The organism is Polycladospora coralii, assembly GCF_014773435.2.
Lineage (GTDB): Bacteria > Bacillota > Bacilli > Thermoactinomycetales > Thermoactinomycetaceae > Polycladospora > Polycladospora coralii.
The window spans coordinates 1-17,735 of the sequence record NZ_JACXAG020000008.1; the positions used below are offsets into that span (position 1 = coordinate 1).

General features: G+C 39.6%; 22 protein-coding genes and 1 rRNA gene. 8 read left to right on the top strand and 15 right to left on the bottom strand.

Features of this window, described 5'->3' with window-relative positions:
• Positions 1-122, bottom strand: a 16S ribosomal RNA gene (locus IC619_RS13705); the annotation flags it as partial.
• A 544-nt stretch (positions 123-666) separates the two neighbouring features.
• Between IC619_RS13705 and IC619_RS16870 the strand changes: the two genes are divergently transcribed.
• Together IC619_RS16870 and IC619_RS13715 are read left to right on the top strand one after the other, a co-directional pair.
• The gene (locus tag IC619_RS16870) at positions 667-981 is read left to right on the top strand and encodes a DUF2614 family zinc ribbon-containing protein (RefSeq protein WP_347239804.1); all 315 of its coding nucleotides are present in this window, start codon (positions 667-669) and stop codon (positions 979-981) included.
• 119 nt (positions 982-1,100) lie between these two features.
• On the top strand, positions 1,101-2,912 hold the full coding sequence (locus IC619_RS13715; protein WP_191140711.1) for an AMP-dependent synthetase/ligase: 1,812 nt from the start codon (positions 1,101-1,103) through the stop codon (positions 2,910-2,912).
• A gap of 29 nt (positions 2,913-2,941) precedes the next feature.
• Here the strand turns inward: IC619_RS13715 and IC619_RS13720 are convergent, their stop codons facing one another.
• The 7 genes from IC619_RS13720 to IC619_RS16875 form a co-directional block, all read right to left on the bottom strand.
• Positions 2,942-3,382 carry a Fur family transcriptional regulator gene (locus tag IC619_RS13720; RefSeq protein ID WP_191140712.1) on the bottom strand — a complete coding sequence of 147 codons (441 nt, stop codon included), beginning with the start codon at positions 3,380-3,382 and terminating at the stop codon, positions 2,942-2,944.
• Between the two features lie 95 nt (positions 3,383-3,477).
• Positions 3,478-4,125: an endonuclease III gene (nth, locus tag IC619_RS13725; protein WP_191140713.1), complete on the bottom strand. Its 648-nt coding sequence runs from the start codon at positions 4,123-4,125 to the stop codon at positions 3,478-3,480.
• A gap of 27 nt (positions 4,126-4,152) precedes the next feature.
• Positions 4,153-4,629, bottom strand: a complete 477-nt coding sequence (bcp, locus tag IC619_RS13730) for a thioredoxin-dependent thiol peroxidase (RefSeq protein ID WP_191140763.1) — start codon at positions 4,627-4,629, stop codon at positions 4,153-4,155.
• A gap of 129 nt (positions 4,630-4,758) precedes the next feature.
• Complete coding sequence (locus IC619_RS13735; protein ID WP_191140714.1) at positions 4,759-4,995, bottom strand: hypothetical protein; 237 nt, start codon at positions 4,993-4,995, stop codon at positions 4,759-4,761.
• A gap of 18 nt (positions 4,996-5,013) precedes the next feature.
• Positions 5,014-5,232, bottom strand: coding sequence for a spore germination protein (locus tag IC619_RS13740; RefSeq protein WP_191140715.1), 219 nt, complete (start codon positions 5,230-5,232; stop codon positions 5,014-5,016).
• 102 nt (positions 5,233-5,334) lie between these two features.
• Entirely contained in the window at positions 5,335-5,550 is a 216-nt protein-coding gene (locus IC619_RS13745; RefSeq protein ID WP_191140716.1) for a spore gernimation protein, read from the bottom strand.
• Positions 5,551-5,610: 60 nt separating this feature from the next.
• Positions 5,611-6,027, bottom strand: coding sequence for an Hsp20 family protein (locus tag IC619_RS16875; RefSeq protein WP_191140717.1), 417 nt, complete (start codon positions 6,025-6,027; stop codon positions 5,611-5,613).
• Between the two features lie 146 nt (positions 6,028-6,173).
• Between IC619_RS16875 and gerPC the strand changes: the two genes are divergently transcribed.
• The 3 genes from gerPC to crcB all read left to right on the top strand — a co-directional run bounded on the left by gerPC (position 6,174) and on the right by crcB (position 7,317).
• Positions 6,174-6,497, top strand: coding sequence for a spore germination protein GerPC (gene gerPC / locus IC619_RS13755; protein ID WP_191140718.1), 324 nt, complete (start codon positions 6,174-6,176; stop codon positions 6,495-6,497).
• 19 nt (positions 6,498-6,516) lie between these two features.
• The gene (locus IC619_RS13760) at positions 6,517-6,873 is read left to right on the top strand and encodes a fluoride efflux transporter FluC (protein WP_347239805.1); all 357 of its coding nucleotides are present in this window, start codon (positions 6,517-6,519) and stop codon (positions 6,871-6,873) included.
• Between the two features lie 84 nt (positions 6,874-6,957).
• Positions 6,958-7,317, top strand: coding sequence for a fluoride efflux transporter CrcB (crcB, locus tag IC619_RS13765; protein WP_191140720.1), 360 nt, complete (start codon positions 6,958-6,960; stop codon positions 7,315-7,317).
• Here the strand turns inward: crcB and IC619_RS13770 are convergent.
• Genes IC619_RS13770 through IC619_RS13780 form a run of 3 tightly spaced genes read right to left on the bottom strand, consistent with a single transcriptional unit; the run spans position 7,314 to position 9,895 of the window.
• Positions 7,314-8,099, bottom strand: coding sequence for an ABC transporter permease (locus IC619_RS13770; RefSeq protein ID WP_191140721.1), 786 nt, complete (start codon positions 8,097-8,099; stop codon positions 7,314-7,316). The genes crcB and IC619_RS13770 overlap by 4 nt on opposite strands.
• 1 nt (position 8,100) lies before the next feature.
• Complete coding sequence (locus tag IC619_RS13775; protein WP_191140722.1) at positions 8,101-8,895, bottom strand: ABC transporter permease; 795 nt, start codon at positions 8,893-8,895, stop codon at positions 8,101-8,103.
• Complete coding sequence (locus IC619_RS13780; RefSeq protein ID WP_191140723.1) at positions 8,888-9,895, bottom strand: ABC transporter ATP-binding protein; 1,008 nt, start codon at positions 9,893-9,895, stop codon at positions 8,888-8,890. Before IC619_RS13780 ends, IC619_RS13775 begins: the two co-directional genes overlap by 8 nt.
• Positions 9,896-10,149: 254 nt before the next feature.
• Between IC619_RS13780 and IC619_RS13785 the strand changes: the two genes are divergently transcribed.
• Positions 10,150-11,505, top strand: a complete 1,356-nt coding sequence (locus tag IC619_RS13785; protein ID WP_191140724.1) for a VWA domain-containing protein — start codon at positions 10,150-10,152, stop codon at positions 11,503-11,505.
• Positions 11,506-11,579: 74 nt separating this feature from the next.
• On the opposite strand, the gene IC619_RS13790 is transcribed toward IC619_RS13785, so the two are convergent.
• The 4 genes from IC619_RS13790 to IC619_RS13805 all read right to left on the bottom strand — a co-directional run bounded on the left by IC619_RS13790 (position 11,580) and on the right by IC619_RS13805 (position 15,788).
• Positions 11,580-12,197 carry a PH domain-containing protein gene (locus IC619_RS13790; RefSeq protein ID WP_191140725.1) on the bottom strand — a complete coding sequence of 206 codons (618 nt, stop codon included), beginning with the start codon at positions 12,195-12,197 and terminating at the stop codon, positions 11,580-11,582.
• Between the two features lie 67 nt (positions 12,198-12,264).
• Positions 12,265-13,029 (bottom strand): sporulation protein, encoded by a 765-nt coding sequence (locus IC619_RS13795; RefSeq protein ID WP_191140726.1) that lies wholly within the window; start codon positions 13,027-13,029, stop codon positions 12,265-12,267.
• Positions 13,030-13,042: 13 nt separating this feature from the next.
• Positions 13,043-13,789, bottom strand: a complete 747-nt coding sequence (locus IC619_RS13800) for a sporulation protein (protein WP_191140727.1) — start codon at positions 13,787-13,789, stop codon at positions 13,043-13,045.
• A gap of 100 nt (positions 13,790-13,889) precedes the next feature.
• Positions 13,890-15,788, bottom strand: coding sequence for a coiled-coil domain-containing protein (locus tag IC619_RS13805; protein ID WP_191140728.1), 1,899 nt, complete (start codon positions 15,786-15,788; stop codon positions 13,890-13,892).
• A gap of 244 nt (positions 15,789-16,032) precedes the next feature.
• Between IC619_RS13805 and IC619_RS13810 the strand changes: the two genes are divergently transcribed.
• Both IC619_RS13810 and IC619_RS13815 read left to right on the top strand, forming a co-directional pair.
• Complete coding sequence (locus IC619_RS13810; protein ID WP_224749810.1) at positions 16,033-17,331, top strand: glutamate-1-semialdehyde 2,1-aminomutase; 1,299 nt, start codon at positions 16,033-16,035, stop codon at positions 17,329-17,331.
• 3 nt (positions 17,332-17,334) lie between these two features.
• Positions 17,335-17,724 (top strand): globin domain-containing protein, encoded by a 390-nt coding sequence (locus IC619_RS13815; protein ID WP_191140729.1) that lies wholly within the window; start codon positions 17,335-17,337, stop codon positions 17,722-17,724.
• The last annotated feature ends 11 nt before the right edge of the window (positions 17,725-17,735 follow it).

Here is a 17,735-nt window from a genome sequence, read left to right on the forward strand (position 1 = left end):
CCCACGTGTTACTCACCCGTTCGCCGCTAAATCCGTACCCGAAGGTACTTCATCCGCTCGACTTGCATGTATTAGGCATACCGCCAGCGTTCGTCCTGAGCCAGGATCAAACTCTCCATATAATGGTAAGCTTGTAAGCTCATATAAAAATTGAACAGGTCATGTGTCACTCTTTAGTTTTCAAGGAACATTTCAGTTGTTACCGCCTCATCGTGGCGACAAGAAACATCTTACCATCGATATAAAAACAAGTCAACTCTTTTTATATAAAAATTAAAACCCTTGTAAAACAATGAGAAGCTGAACGCACCTATATCACTGTAATTGCGCTATTAAATAGGACGGATTCACAACATAGTCATTCTATATACTTTCACCAACTCAGTGATTAAAGTATGATAGGTATGGAACGTTAGCAGTTGTACTACTCGTGTTACCTTTTGACTAAAACGATCCCTATTACTTACGCGTGGTGCAAGTTAAGTTTGTAGCGATTAGCCGGATTGTGTGATTTCGTTTTCCATGCACGCTCGCATCACAAAGAACTGGTCAGACCCGTCTGATTTTGTCTACGTGAAGTTGCGGTTCACAGGCATTTCAACCGTAATACACTTCTTAAATTTAATTGGCTCACTGATATTTTGTTTGATTATAGGAGGATTGTTTGTGCTACTTTCTGGTAAATTAAATAAGATTCGCACAGCAGCATTACTGCTCGTCTTTATTAGTATTATTGTCATGTATCTCGGATTTGTTTGGCCTGCCGTCATGTCGATCTTTATCGCACTCGGTCTCATCTTAATCTCTGTCAGTGTAGGTATCTACTTCTGGATCGGTGTTTTATCTACACATGCTCCCCATGTGATGTGTCCGGTATGTCAAAAGAAAACCAAAGTGTTAGGAAAAAAAGATGAATGCTCACATTGCAAAGCCATCTTGTCTCTTGATCCTAACGACGCACCTCAAGACAAGCCAAAATAAGAGATCCTTCCTATAAGGGATCTCTTATTTTGGCACAAATCGGATGAAATTGATTTATTTGTGAACTCTTCTTCGTTATAATAGGAACAAGAGATTTTCTACGTGAGGAGGAATATAAAATGAAGCCACATAATCTTGTTGAAATGTTAGCTAACACAGTAAAACGACTCCCTGATAAGACAGCACTCATGTGGAAAGAAAGCGGTCGCTATGTCGATCTTTCCTATTCAAAGCTATGGGAAACCATTCAAGACTTTGCCTTTGGCTTAAAAAGTCTAAATATTAACCCTGAAGCAAAAGTAGCTATTTTGGCTGGTAATTCTCATAAATGGCTAATTAGTGACCTTGCTATTCTGAGCCTCGGAGCAGTTTCTGTCCCGATATATGCTACAAATACCGGAAAACAAATCGAGTTTATATTAAATAATGCAGACGTAGAAATGCTCATCGTAGAGTCCCCCGAGATGTTAGCACGGATTTCAAATCCCCCTGAACACACCAAACATTTTATTTTGATGAACGGAGAGTCAACGAGTAGTATAAAAGCATTAAATTTTGAAAGCGTTTTACAGATGGGTAGAAAGCGATATGAGACTGAAAAAGATTGGGCTTATCCTGCTATTCAGCCCCATACCTTAGCTACCATCGTGCATACTTCGGGTACCACAAATAACCCCAAAGGTGTGATGCTATCCCATCACAACATATTAAGCACCATCGAAGCTTGTAGTCAAACACATCCTTTTAATACAAATGACCTTTTTTTATCCATCCTACCCACATCACATATCTATGAAAGAGCGGCTGGACATTTCACACCGCTATACTTTGGTGCTACAATCGCCTATTCTGAAGGACCACTCAAATTATTAGAAAACTTACAAGAGGTAAAACCTACTGTACTAGTCGCTGTTCCTCGATTATTCGAAAAAATTTACAGCAATATTCAAAACGAATTGCGTAAATCTCCACTTAAAGCGAAGCTTTTTAATTGGGCACTGAAAATTTCTGAAGAACGTTTTCACTACACCAGCAAAGGATTTAATTGGCCTGTCCCCAAGAAATTAATGATCAAACACGCATTTGCTCATTATCTTGTTTTCTCTAAACTTCAAGAAAAGCTAGGCGGAAGACTTCGCTCAACGATGTCAGCTGGCGCGTCATTAGACCGTGATATCTGTCTGTTTTTCACTTATATTGGTATCCCTGCTTTTGAAGCATACGGTATGACGGAATCTTCCACTGGAATTTTGGGTAATCCTGTTACCAATCATAAACCTGGCACAGTAGGTGTTCCTTTTCCCGGTACAGAAATTAGACTAATGCCTGATAACGAGCTGGTTGCTCGCAGTTCAAGTGTAATGATGGGATATTACAAAGAACCGGAAGAGACTGCCAAAACCATTGTAAATGGATGGTTACACACTGGAGATATCGCTGAAATCGATGAAGAAGGTTACGTTAAAATTGTCGATCGCAAAAAAAATATTCTCGTTTTGTCTACCGGGAAAAATGTAGCCCCACAACCGATTGAAGTTGTATTAAATTTAAGCCAGTTTATTCAGCATACCATTATTATTGGGAATCATCGCAAATATGTAACCGCTTTAATTGCACTCGATTTTGACTTTTGCCATAAATATGCACAATCTAAAGGGACATCTTTTACCCATCGAGCTGAATTACTTAGATCTGAACTTATCCATTCTAAAATCCAGCGTGAGATTGATCGACTCCTTTCTGATTTTGCTCCTTTTGAAAAGCCGAAAAAGTTCCGCTTTCTAGAAAATGAGCTTACCATAGAATCAGGTGAGCTTACGCCAAAGCTTTCGATTAAAGTACGAACAATCGAGAAAAAATATGGACATCTCATACAAGCGATGTACGAGGAAGAACCCCATCATTCTGAAGTAGCAGCATCTACTGAATAATAAAGGAGCTTAGCGTTTGCTAAGCTCCTTTATTGTTCTTGTAATTGACAGGTTGTACAGGTTCCATACAGCTCTAACCGATGGGAATCAATCTTGTATCCAGTTGCTAGGGATGCTTTTTCTTCTATACTTTTTAAAGATGCATGATCAAAGTCGGTTATCTTTCCACATGTTTGGCAGATTACATGATAGTGATCCAAAATATTTGCATCAAAGCGACTTGAAGCGTCTCCAAAAGTTAATTCTCTAACTAGTCCAGCTTCCTTGAAGACACGTAGATTATTATACACAGTTGCAACGCTCATGTTTGGAAATTGACTTTCCAATGATTTATATATTTCATCAGCAGTTGGATGCTCTAAACTGGCATATAAATGGTTTAATATCGCATGCCTTTGCGGCGTCATCCGCACGCCATTTTCTTTTAACATCTCGATCGCCGTAGTAAGCCGATTATTATGCAAGATCATACACCTCCTTAATATGTTGAAGTTCATAAATAATCGTTATCAATTAATAATTTATACAATTAGTCTACTTGGTAACCCATCATTTTGTCAATCTATCACATTCTCATGTTTTTACCATACCAACAGAAGGGTAAAAGTGGACAAGTGGAACACTTGGGATTACGAGCAGCACATATTCTTCTTCCATGAAAGATAATACGATGATGCGTATCGGTCCATTCTGAACGTGGTATTTTGCGCATCAATTGTTGCTCTGTTTCGAGGGGCTTATCGCTATCAGCTAATGCGAGGCGATTGGCAACACGCTGGACATGTGTATCCACAGCGAGTGCTGGAACACCAAATGCATTACTTAATACAACATTAGCTGTTTTCCGCCCTACACCTGGAAGCGCTTCTAAAGCCGCTCTATTCTTGGGTACCTCTCCATTATATTTTTCCATTAGGAGCGTACACGTTTTTTTAATGCTTTTACTCTTATTGCGATATAAACCTAATCCTCGAATGTAAGTTGCAATTTCCTCTTCGGTAAGTAAGATGTAATCCTGTGGATGAGGCAACTCAGCAAATAAGTTTTTCGTTACTTTATTTACCTGTTTATCCGTCGATTGTGCGGATAGCATTGTGGCAATTAGTAATTCAAATGGATTACGAAAGTCAAGCTCACAATGCGCATCGGGATATAGTTCAGCAAGTATGCTTAAGATTTTCTTTGTTTGTACGCGTTTAGGTTTTGCCTGCAAACCACGTAACTCCTCTCCAAAAACCCGTTAGGCTTGTCCTTTTTCGATATGTTCTCTGACAAATGCGAGTGCTAACGCAACATGATCTTTTACTTTAACTTTGCGATAAGCCTTTACAATATTAAATTGCGGGTCAATGATAAAAGTAGAACGTTCAATCCCCATTTTTTTCTGACCAAACATATTTTTTTCTTTAAACACTTCGTACATTTGACACACTTTTGCATCAGGATCACTCAATAGTAAAAAAGGAAGTGCATGCTTTTCCGTAAACTTCTGGTGTGTGGCAACTGTATCGCGGCTCACACCTAAAATGACTGCCCCTAAGTCCTCATATGCTGCATATTGATCTCTAAAATCACAAGCTTGTGTGGTGCAACCAGGTGTATGATCCTTAGGATAAAAATAAAGGATAATATATTTCCCTTTGTAATCAGATAAACTTACATCTTGACCCGCTGTACCTTTTAATGTGAAATCTATTGCTGGTTGTCCTTCTTGCATCATATTTGTGAGCTCCTTTTCTTCTTATTTTATCATCTCTTACTCAATCATATGAATAGCATCCGCTTAAACCATATTATACCAAAGGTGTTGATCCACATGGTTTCAATATAAACATCATCAACCTGATTATACACGTGGAACATCTGGTCGTACCGGTCTATCCATCGGAACATCTGGTCTTATAGGTTTATCAAATGGAACATCAGGTTGTGGAGGTGTTTCAGGTGAAGGTTCAGAGGGAGGGCTGCCACTATCGCCTTCAGATTCGGAGGTTTTCGTCACATAATTAAGTGTGGTACCAATATTAAACGATCCCGTATTTGTGATCGCTTTTATATTAATGTATCGAATGACAATATTCACGACTACCCCCACTCCTTCTTAAATGACTCGAGGACCGCTTTGATCTGCTAAATCCGGATCGATATAGACATTACGCTCGAAATCTGCATTTCGGGCAAAGTCTCCAATCGGAGATGATCCTCCTACAGACTTATTTATACTTTCTGCCCCGATATTAATCGTATTTCCAAAATTAACAGAAGCTGCTGCGGAAACACTATTGATGCGTACATTAAATATATTATTAATTGTACCCATTTCATATAACCTCCTTCTGCAGCTTCCCAATCAAACTGATTAGTTTTTCTTATGGTACGTACCCAAATGCACCGATTCCAAACGTGTTGATTTTCATTTGTTCTATATGACTCGTGGCTGGCTCTGGTCAACTAAGTCAATATCTAAAAAACAGTTGCACTCAAAGTCCCCATTTCGAACAAAATCTCCAATTGGGGAGGAGCCACCTAAAGATTTATTTTTACTTTCGGCACCAATATTGCTCGTGCTTCCACTATTTAGGCTACTTCCAGCTGATATTACATCCAACCGTACATTATAAAAATTGTTAATCCCCATATCCAACACCCCAATTGATCAATTGCACTTCCTATATTTTGTAGCTATGACCCGTCTTTGCTAAGTTTTTTTCTTCTTCTCATGCTGAGTGGGTACAACTTTTGAAAATCTAATTTCCAGTACCCCTTTACGATAACGCGCACTGTTATATCTCTTTTCCACCGCTACGCCTAGTGGAATAATTTTTTGAAATTCCCCACGCCTTCTTTCCTGTAGTATGGCCGAAAAACCTTGATAAGGCGTATTTAAACGACCCGTTATCGTAAGCTGATCCCCTTCTATTTTAAGTTCAATATTTTGTATATTATCCATCCCAGGTAGATCAATCACTACGATGACTTCATTATTCAAATGATAAACATCCACATACGGGTCTTTACGTTCTGTTACACTAGACATTTCCTCAAAAAAATCCTCACCTAAAAACTGACGTGCAATTTGATTCCACCGTACCATATCCGCATTTTGTCCCTTCACAACAGATAACCTCCCGTAATCAGCTGGTCATATGCCTATATCTATTCAAGTGCTTTTAAATTGGTCACTACTTTCTTTCGAATTTGGTCATGTTTTCTCAAATGTTGTCCATATATTGTAAGAGAGTGTAAAAGGAGGCGTTTATATTGTACGAGTATCAGATTCAGTATTTGTGGAACTGTATTGTGCAAATCACAACACAAGTCAATCAATTGATTGAAGAAAATAATCAACTAAAAGAACAGATTGATCAAATTAAACCGATGCAAATTGATAAAATCGAGTATAAAATACATGAATTACGTGTGGATACTTTATCAGGTACGCTTAATATCGGACTTACGGCTACTGGTGAAGATGGTACAATGGGGGAAATCGTGGAAAAAATGATTGATAATCAATCTAATCAGGTCACGATTGGCGAAGATGAGGATGATCAGCAATCTACCCATTCTGATCCAACACCTTAATATCCAAGGAGAAAATCTCGTGCGCATCCATTTATATGTATTTCTGGGTGGAGTGATTGGAACCTCTTTACGTTTATTCCTAACACTCTGGTTAGATCAATCCATTTTCCCTACTGGCACCTTTTTTGTAAATCTATGTGGCAGTTTCGCATTAGGCTTTTTATTTGCTTATGCAAAGCAAAAACGAAATGTTCCCGATGAAATCAAAGTTGGATTAGGTACGGGTTTAATTGGGTCTTTCACAACTTTTTCAGCCTTCACCGCACAGCTTGTAAATTTACAGCTACCACTTGCGTTTCTATATGCATCTACCTCCATCTGTCTAGGCCTGCTTTGTGCTTATGTGGGGGGGCGACTCGCTTACACCCGGACTTAGTCCATATTTTAGCAAGCGTATTGATTTGCATCAATCAACACCACAATTACATCAAAGCTGATCTTTTTAAGAGGAGTACGCGATATGGATTTATTGGCTTGGCTTTTTATTGCTTTGGGAGGAGGAGTAGGGGCATGTCTTCGGTTTTGGCTATCACAAATTTTTTCGAAAGCCATTCCACCTGAACGCTTTCCCATCGCTACCCTTATCATTAACACAATTGGCAGCTTCGGTTTTGGTTATAGTTTCTCACATATGCAAAATCCATCATTCGCTATAATCGTCACTACGGGTATAATGGGCGGCTTTACAACTTTTTCTACATTTGCAGTTGAAAATATCACGTTACTGGAACAAAAAGCATATCTACGAATGATTAGCTATATCCTGCTTAGCGTAGGCTTAGGTATTAGTGCATTTTTAATTGGAGTGCGGGTCCATTAATTACCCGCACCACGATAACGCTTAATACCTTGGTTCCAGGTAAACACACCCAGACCTAAATACACAATGCCTACAAGTGGTGTAGCCATCGCATACCAAAACCACTCTTGTTTATCTAATAGATAACTAGCGGGGTAAAATCCAACAAAAGCAAAAGGAAGTACCCATGTTAAGGCAATCTGAATGAAGCGATGATAAATATTGATCGGATATCTCCCGTATGTGCTCACATTGAAAATAATCGGTTGAATATCAGTTTTGGAGTCTGTATATAAGCTAATACTGGTAAGGATCGTATAAATCCCACCATACACAAGTACCCCGCCGATCGAAAATAAAACGAGAAAGAAAAAATCTAGTAAAGTCCAAGTTAAGTCTAGATGATAGATCCCGTACCCCATCACCAACACACCTGTAAATACACCAATTAGAGATTCGGGTGTCATGGTCTCCATAATGATTTGGAGTAAGCTATGCACAGGTCTTGTCAAGACACGATCTAGCTCTCCTTTAATAATATACTTCTCATTAAAATCCCAGAGGTTAAAAAAGGCTGAAAAAATAGACCATGGAATTAAAAAGTATCCATATATCGCAATTACCTCATATTGATTCCAACCATTTAAATCTGATGTATGACCAAAAACGACTAATATGAAAACCAAGTTTACCGCTTGAAACAAAAAGTTGGTCAAAAATTGGGCTAAAAAATCCCACCGATAAGCAAGCCTTGTTTTCATGTATTGCTTAAAGTATTCATGAAAGAGCCGAATCTGAAACATTTTACCCCCCCTGTACAATCAGTTGTTTGCGAGCATGTCGCCAAACCAAGTAGATCGGTATCCATAATAATAGAATCCAGACGAGCTGAATCAAAACGGCATCCAAAAATTGCGAACCCGAAATACCTTTTACCAAGGTCATAGTTGGCAAATAGCTAATCGCTTGAAAAGGAAGTAACATAATGATTTTTTGTGCCCATTCTGGATAAAATGTGATGGGAATGATCAGTCCCGATAATAAGTCGACCACGACTCGCTTTGAAAAGATTAGACCTTGGTTGTTCATAATATAAAAGGCAAGTAGGCCTGTCATTAAGTTAATCTGAACGTTTACGATAAAACCTAGAAACAAACTAATAGCAAAATAGCCCCATGCTGGAGATATCCCTGGTAAATCAATCGGAAAAATGAATGAGACGATGATCATTCCCGGTATACTAAACAACAGCAAGCGAAAGATACCTTCTCCTAATCCTTGAAATGCTTTTACAAACAAGTATTGATAAGGGCGTATTAACTGGATCGCAACTGTGCCGTCACGTATTTCTTGTGCAATTTCACGATCGATATTATTGAAGTAAAAAGCACGCGACATCCATGAGATTGCGATATAAGTAGCCATCTGTACCGCAGTCATAGCTTGAAGCGAACTATTATCCCCATATATCGCCATCCACAAGAAATAATACACGCCAATATTTAAACTGTATATAATAATGCCACTATAATAATTTACGCGGTACGCTAACATCATCAAGAAGCGAATTCGCACCACTTCCCAGTACATATTAAGCATGCACAAGCCCCTCCTGATAAATCTTCCTCACAATTTCCTCGGTTGATGCTTCTTCAATTTGAATTTCTTGTACAGCAACATGCTCCACAATACGTGAAATGACTTCAGGTACCTTGGCATTTCCATTTTCAAGTATAGCTGTAAAGCGCATAGGCCCTTCTTCAATCCAGTGCACTTTCATCCCTTCGGTTTGGGCTTGTAATTGCGACAATGTATACGTATCCACAGTTTCGATATGTATCTTTTTACCGTCTCCCCACTCGTTACGAAGCCGTTGCAATCCGCCATCATAAATAATTTTCCCTTTATCCAGCATAACCACCCTAGAACATAATGCTTCAATATCTGCCAGATCGTGTGTGGTTAACAAAATCGTGGTCCCAAATTCTTTATTAATTTCCTTCAAGAATTGGCGAATATTTTCTTTAACCAAAACATCAAGTCCAATCGTAGGCTCATCTAAAAAAAGCAAGGCTGGCTGATGAATTAAGGCCGCAGCCAATTCACACCGCATTCTTTGCCCCAAGCTCAGCTTGCGAACAGGTTGATCTAATAAAGGACTGATATTTAACACTTCAATCATCCGATCCAGATAGGGCTTAAAATCTTGCTCTGGAATCCGATATACTTTTTGTAGCAATCGAAAAGACTCTTGCACTGCAATATCCCACCATAACTGACTACGTTGTCCAAAGACAACACCAATGGTTCTCACAAATTGCTCACGCTGTCCATGTGGATCATAGCCATTTACGAGTAACTGACCAGAAGTAGGTTGTAAAATGCCGGTCAACATCTTGATTGTAGTAGATTTTCCAGCACCATTTTCTCCGATATAGCCTACCATTTCTCCTTGATTTACAGATAAATCTATGGCGTCAACCGCACGAATCACACGATACTGACGATTAAATAAATCACGAAAAGCCCCTTTCAAACCGGGACGGCTTTGAAAAACTTTAAACTCCTTTGTCAAACTTTCTGCTTTTATCGATAACAATTACCGTATCCCCCATTCCATATCATACCTCTGAACTAGTATATCAAAATTTGAAGAGGTTCATTAACCCACCTTATGTTTGTACATCATCATTCTCCAAACAACCCATTTGAAAACGAGATGCGATTACTTACGATCATGATTTCAGCACATTGTTTTATACCATTTGCTTAGGTGCAACTTGATGAGCCATTATCGTTTTTTATAAAAATCTATGATAAATTAAAGAAGAACAAGAGGAGGCGTCGAAAAAAATGAGATTATTAAATGTATTATTCATTTTTTCATTGATATTTCTTAGCGGATGTAGTTCCTTAGTTAATCAATTAGAAGGATTAAAACAAGAACAAGAGGAAAAGCAAACTAAAAATGATACTACTAACAAAGAAGAAAATAAAGGAACTGAAAAGAAAGAAGAGCGGCCTGAAAATTATTTGATGCCGGAAAAGAAAAATTTAAAGTGGTTTTTGCGTGAACCAGCTGGCACATATGCAGGCAAAAAATTTGATAAACAAAAGGTGATTGCCGAATTATCCAAGACATCACTAGATGCAAAAGAGGAAGATAATTACAAGAACATCATTCAGTTGGTAGGGCAAGATTACACCGTTTATGCCGATTTTATCGATCAATTTGATGCGACGGCACCCGTACATACAAAAGTGCCCACCATAAGTCGTACTTCCGGTAAAATTGTCCCAGGAAAAATGAATGTCGAAATACTATTAGATGCAAGTGGTAGCATGAACGAAAAAATCGATGGAAAAACCAAGATGGAGCTGGCTAAACAATCCATTCAACAATTTTTATCCCAAATGCCTGATAATATTCATGCATCGCTCAGAATCTATGGCAACAAAGGCAGTAATCGTGATGCCGACAAACAAGTGTCATGTGAAAGTACAGAAGTGATTTATCCACTATCTAAATATAATGAAAGTAACTTTAAAACGGCATTATCATCTGTCAATCCTGTAGGTTGGACACCTTTAGCAAAAGCAATTGAACAAGCAAAGGTAGATCTAGCGTCTCAGACTGATGCGGAAAATATCGTCTATGTCGTAAGTGATGGTATTGAAACGTGCGGTGGCGATCCAGTAAAAGCCGCTTCTAGCCTTCACTATTCCGATATTGGTGCAATTGTCAATATCATCGGCTTTGATATCGATGATGCTGGACAAACAGCATTAAAAAAAGTAGCTAAAGCTGGAGAAGGAAGCTATTCCACAGTTGAATCGAAAGAACAACTTGAAGATTATTTCCAAAGCGAAAAAGATAAGCTAAATCATGCTTGGGATTTTTGGTATGAATACAATTATGATAAGGTCGATAATTGGTACGATACAGAATATGAAAAAGTAGACAATGCCTATGACGAAATGTGGCAAATGGCTGATGATGAGTATGATTTGATGTACGAGGTATGCGATGAAACCCCCGGATGTGGCAGGGAAGTGAAAAGTTGGTTATATGATCGATCTAAATTGATTAAAAGCTATGCCTATGATCACACTAGCGCTTTTAAATCTGAACTATATGATGCAACAAGTGCCGCTAAAAGCAAATACTATGATATGAAAAAAGAAGCCAAAAAAAAGATCAATAACTAGCTTATATATTGAGCCCCTCTCATAAAAGAGGCACAAGGCACGCTTTGTGAAGAGTGCCTTGTGCCCACATCGCTTTAGTTGTTAATATACTGTTCAAATATGTATCCAAAGTCTTTCATTCTGTACTTTTGCGTATTTTGGTATAACCATGTGAATGCATGTTGATTAATCTCATTGAAGCTTGCTGTGAGCGGGGTATCTTGCTGATTATTTACCCGTCCAAGTGTAGAAGAGGCAATTTGTAAGCTTTGTTTGGCATACTCTAAAGCCATCGCGTTATCCGCCATCGTTTCGGAGATTTTAAGCAGTGATTTGTATAGATCTTTTAATTGTTCTAATTGCGATTTTTTCACATCAATTGAATATAAATTTTCACCTAATTTAAACTTAATCTCAACATCAAGATCGACAGTTCCGGCAGTTTCAATTGTCACGAATGAAATAGGGTGAAGATAATAATCATATCGCTTAAGAAGGCGCTTTTTACTTACAGCACTTTGTCCGTCTAGGTGAATGAATGCTTTATTTGTAAAGCAGTATTCATCCGATTTTGACTTGATTACAAAATAGATCTTTTCCTGATCTTCATGCATCACATAATCATCAGCATCTACTTTGTCATAATCTTGAGGTGCTATAATCGTCCCTACATCGCTTAATCCCATCATATCTGAGGCCACTTTACCAAACATACGCACATCTCCCTCTCTTGGATATCACATAAACCTACTTTAACTCTTTACCCCGCTTTTTAAACATCTAATCTAAGTAAGGCGAGATCACTTCATGGAGCTGATGCGCAATCGCTTCTAAATCTTGATCAAAATCAGATCGGTATAGTGTGAACCGAACGAACCGCTCATCTAGGTTAAGTGCTTCTTCCATCGAACTTACTAAATTGTTGGCTTTACGATCAATCGCCATAATCATATCGACTTCTTCTTCATGCATGTGGAATATCACTGAAATATGATCCAGCTTTTTTTCATAAACAAACCCGGTCGGTATGAGGTAATAAGACTGTACAAAAGGATGTCTCGAATAATACGCATCAAACTGTAAGTCTACACTTTTTAATTGGAAACTCAACAATTCCAAAGCATTAAGTGTTTGATCGATCATACGCTGGGGAAGAATCTCAATACCATCTTCATCGGTTGGATTAAGGGCCATTTTAATATCTAACCCTGTTTTTAAATACAGTCGCACGAATCTAGTCGAAATCGGTGTATCCAATGGAAGAATGAATTCGAAGGGAACGACTTTAGTCTCATGTGGCATTAGATGAATGGATTCCATCAGTTGGAAGTGTTCCACCTCATATTTTTGTCTCTTATCATCATGTTGATAATCCATCATTAAGTATAGATAAATTTCATCGATGGTTTGCTCGGTTTGCCCGCCTTGAATAAATACTTCTCCACATAATAATTCGCCTTGCCTAAAGACAGACTTTTGTAAGCGAGTATCTACTTTAGCATTACCAATGCCCATACTTGCTAGTGTTTTCAAAAATATAGACATCGTCGTTTCTCCTTTATCTTTTAAACTGGTTCGTATTTAAAATTTCTTGTAGCTTTAGAATCGGATCTTCGTACCTTTGTTCTCGATTCATAAGCAGTGGCTGGCCAATATCTTCAAAGCTCCAGTAAAAATCAGTATGTAGTACACTGCCCGCACGCACGATTTCAATATCCATGTGCATCTCTCTATCTGATAATGAGAATATGACACCTAATTCGTCTACTAACCCATGGTTTTTTCCTGTAGGTTTAAATTGAAACATTTGAAAAAATGGATGTGGCTTTACTGATTGATCATATTGATTTGATATCTTATATAAAATAAACCCACCATTTTCCACTTCTTTTAATAATTTTTGAATCAGAGCAGGTGGAACAACATCGATATCATCAACGTCTTGCGGATCAATGGCTTTTTTTATATCTAGTCCTGTTTTGACAAAAACACGATAACTCCCCGTTGACATCGGTGTTTCAAGCGGAATTCTCACTTCGAATGGTATTTTTTTTGTCATGCGCCGTTGAATCGTAAACCCTTCTGACAAGTGAATTTTCTTTAACATATACGGCTTCTTTTTATCATTTTTCGTGATTTCTACCATCAAATAAAAATAGATATCATCGATGAGTTGCTCAATCTCACCTCCTTGAATGCAAACCTCCCCTTTTAATAAATCTCCTGCATATATGGGTTTATCTTCAAGCTGTGTATCAACTACTGCGGCTCCAATTCCTAAACTTGCTAAAGATCTTAGTATCAATCTTTCTACAACTCCTTGACCATTTTTTACTTTCTTGGGTTTCGTGCGCTTTTTTAACCAAAGTAAAATTCCTAATGACGAGCAACTAGCTCCACAGGCACTACTTATCTTTAAACATGAACTTCATATACTCCTCAAACTGCTTCGCTAATTGTTCCTGCTCTTGATTTTCTCTCTGAATTCTAGCATCGTGGAGTTGTTTCCGTAACTCTTCGTCAGAAGAGCCTGTTTCACGCTGGTTTTGGGCTTGTTGTCTTTGCCGCTCCACTAATAACTCCTGCTCACGTGCCTCAAATTCTTCCTTCAATTTTCGTAAACGTTCTGCTTCTTGTTGCAGTAGGTAAAGTTCAGACTTCTTTTCACGGTGCTCCCGTTCAAGACGTTCTTTCTCGAGGCGCTCCTGTTCAAGACGCTCATGTTCGAGACGTTCTTGCTCGAGACGTTCCTGCTCAAGACGTTCCTGCTCGAGACGTTCTTGCTCGACACGTTCCTGCTCCAAACGCTCATGTTCGAGGCGTTCCTGCTCCACACGTTCTTGCTCAAGGCGTTCTTGCTCCAAACGCTCCTGTTCGAGACGTTCCTGTTCAAGACGCTCATGCTCCACACGTTCCCGCTCAAGACGCTCTTGCTCAAGACGCTCATGTTCGAGGCGTTCCTGTTCAAGACGCTCCTGCTCCAAACACTCCTGTTCGAGGCGTTCTTGCTCTACACGTTCCTGCTCGAGACGCTCCTGTTCGACACGTTCCTGCTCGAGGCGTTCCTGCTCGAGGCGTTCCTGCTCAAAGCGCTCTTGCTCAAGACGTTCCTGCTCCAAACGCTCATGTTCGAGGCGTTCTTGCTCAACACGTTCCTGCTCCAAACGCTCATGTTCGAGGCGCTCTTGCTCGAGACGTTCCTGCTCGAGACGTTCCTGCTCGAGGCGTTCTTGCTCGAGACGTTCCTGCTCAAGGCGCTCTTGCTCGAGACGTTCCTGTTCAAGACGCTCATGCTCCAAACGCTCATGCTCAAGGCGTTCCTGTTCAAGACGCTCATGCTCCAAACGCTCATGCTCAAGGCGCTTCTGCTCGTGATTTTCTTGATTCATTAATTTATGCTGCTGATTATACTTATCAAGCTCTGCTTGCTTTCTTTCCAATTCCTTCAATAGCTCTTGTTGTTTACGTTCGTATTCAAGCTTCATATGGGCAATCAGATCATCATTTGATGTCACGGGTACGGGTTCACTTTCCGGTAATGCATTCCGCTCAGGAACCGCCTGAAGCGCTTTTACATCTTCATCTTGCTTCTTCATTTTAATTGGTTTCTTTTTACTGTTACTTCCAAATAATTTCTCTAAAAAGCTCTTGCCTTGACTCTTTTTTTCATAGCTTTCGATTTGTGCAGATATACTATCTAAGGAACCTTGCATACTTTTTTGCAATAATTTCAGCATGGGCTTCGAACATTCCAAATCTGAAGGTATCTTGGAGATAGGCTCTTTCATATCTACTCTTGTTAACAAACCATATAGAAAGCTACCCCAATCTAAGTTAGATTCTAACTTCGTGATATGATCTAGCCCACAGTATATCACTTTTAATTCGCCATTTTCGTTCACGCCAATATTTTCTTGATTCAGTAATAAATACATCGGCATGGTTTTATTTTTTAACGCTTTGGCTTGCATAACAAGTCTTTTCATCCATTGCACAATTTGTTCCTCAGTCGGTTTCTCCAAGACGAGTAAATCTTTCAAAAATGTCATCTTTTCATACGGTCGCACAAAGATGATAAAGCGCTCCTCCGTATAAGCTTCAATATATTGTATGACTAATTCCTCTTGCAATGAACGATATTGTTGAACGGCTCGAGATGGGGCCTGTCTTTGTAAAAGAACAGATTGTAGATAATATAGGCTAGAACCTGAGCGCGCAATTGCCAGTTCCCCATCACAAAAAGATTGTACCTTTTCGATTTCATATATCCCTTGATACTTTTCTCCTACACGAAAAAAAGACAACGTTCCTCGCCTCCACGCTGCTAACTTCCAGACCTTTAAAATCTGTATATTTCTATCACGTCCAAAAAGCTTCTCTTCAAGAATATCACATTTTATCCAATTGATCAGCCATGTGCAATCATCTTTTGTATCAGAGCGTCCTATTTCTGTGTCAGTAATTCATGATATGACAGTTCATCACCTGAGTATGTTATGATGAGCGTATTATACTGAGAATCATCTATAAGAAAGAGGAGTTATCGCTTTGAAAACTGAACGCTCACAACATTTATATCAACAAGCTCTCGATGTCATCGTTGGAGGTGTAAATAGTCCGTCACGTTCCTTTCGTGCAGTCGGTGGAGAAACCCCCATATTTATGAAAAAAGCACAAGGTGCCTACTTCTGGGATGAAGATAATAATCGCTATATTGACTATTTAGCCGCATTTGGCCCCATTATATTAGGACATGCACATCCAGAAGTTACCCAAGCCATTCAGGATACAGCCGCAAACGGTGTATTGTATGGGACACCGACAGAGAAAGAAGTACAATTTGCTAAGATGCTACGTCAGGCGATTCCCTCAATGGAACAAATCCGATTTGTAAATAGTGGTACCGAAGCCGTCATGACCACCATTCGTCTTGCACGTGCCTACACGGGCAGGGATAAAATATTAAAGTTTGCTGGATGCTACCATGGGCACTCCGATCTGGTACTTGTCGCAGCTGGCTCCGGTCCATCCACGCTAGGAATTCCAGATAGCGCTGGCATTCCTGTGAGTATTGCCGATCAAGTGATTACCGTTCCCTATAATGATCTAGACGCCTTAAAAGAAGCACTCCATCACTGGGGAGACCAAATTGCAGGTGTTCTCGTAGAACCTTTAGTCGGCAATTTTGGCATCGTACCTCCTCAGCCAGACTTTTTAGCACAAGTAAATCAATTAAGTCATGATGCTGGTGCACTCGTCATCTATGATGAGGTCATCACCGCTTTTCGTTTCCACTACGGTGCGATTCAAACTTACTATCATGTCGAACCTGATTTAACTGCATTAGGTAAAATTATTGGTGGCGGTCTTCCCATCGGCGCTTACGGTGGACGACGTGAAATCATGGATAAAGTAGCCCCTATGGGTCCTATGTATCAAGCAGGAACCATGGCCGGTAATCCACTTTCCATCTCCGCTGGTATCGCATGTATAGCGGCATTATCTAAACCTGGCGTTTATGAAGAACTGGAACAAAAAGCATCTACACTCGTACAAGCCATCGAAAAATTGGCTGAGCAGTACAATATTACCCTAACCATTAATCAAATGAAGGGTGCTTTCTCCGTCTACTTCAGCGATGAAAAAGTAATCGATTACGAAGGCGCAAAACGCGCAAGCAGTGAACAATTTGCCCAGTTCTTCCGCTATATGCTTGCAGAAGGAGTGTACCTCGCTCCATCTAAATATGAAGCTTGGTTCTTAACAACCGCTCATCAGGAAGTGGATATTCAATTTACCATACAAGCAGTTGAAAAAGCCTTTCAAAAGATGGCAGAAAGGAGCTAAAACATGGCTTCCTATCAAACAGTCTACGAAGCAATTGGAGGCGAGCAAAAGGTTAGAGAATTAGTAGAAGCTTTTTACCCACGGGTACAAGCGCATCCTGATTTAAAAGACCTGTTTCCAGCAGATATCATCCCCGTGATGGAAAAGCAGTATCTCTTTCTCACCCAGTTTTTGGGTGGCCCAGCTCTGTATTCGGAGCAACACGGACATCCGATGTTACGCGCTCGCCATATCCCGTTTCCCATTACACCCACGCGTGCCAACGCTTGGCTACAATGCATGGAAGCAGCACTAGATGAAGTCAACATCACCGGTCTCGCCCGAGATCACATATGGAATCGACTTGTCATGACCGCGCACCATATGGTAAATCAGCCAGAGGATCAAGAATGATCCTCTGGCTG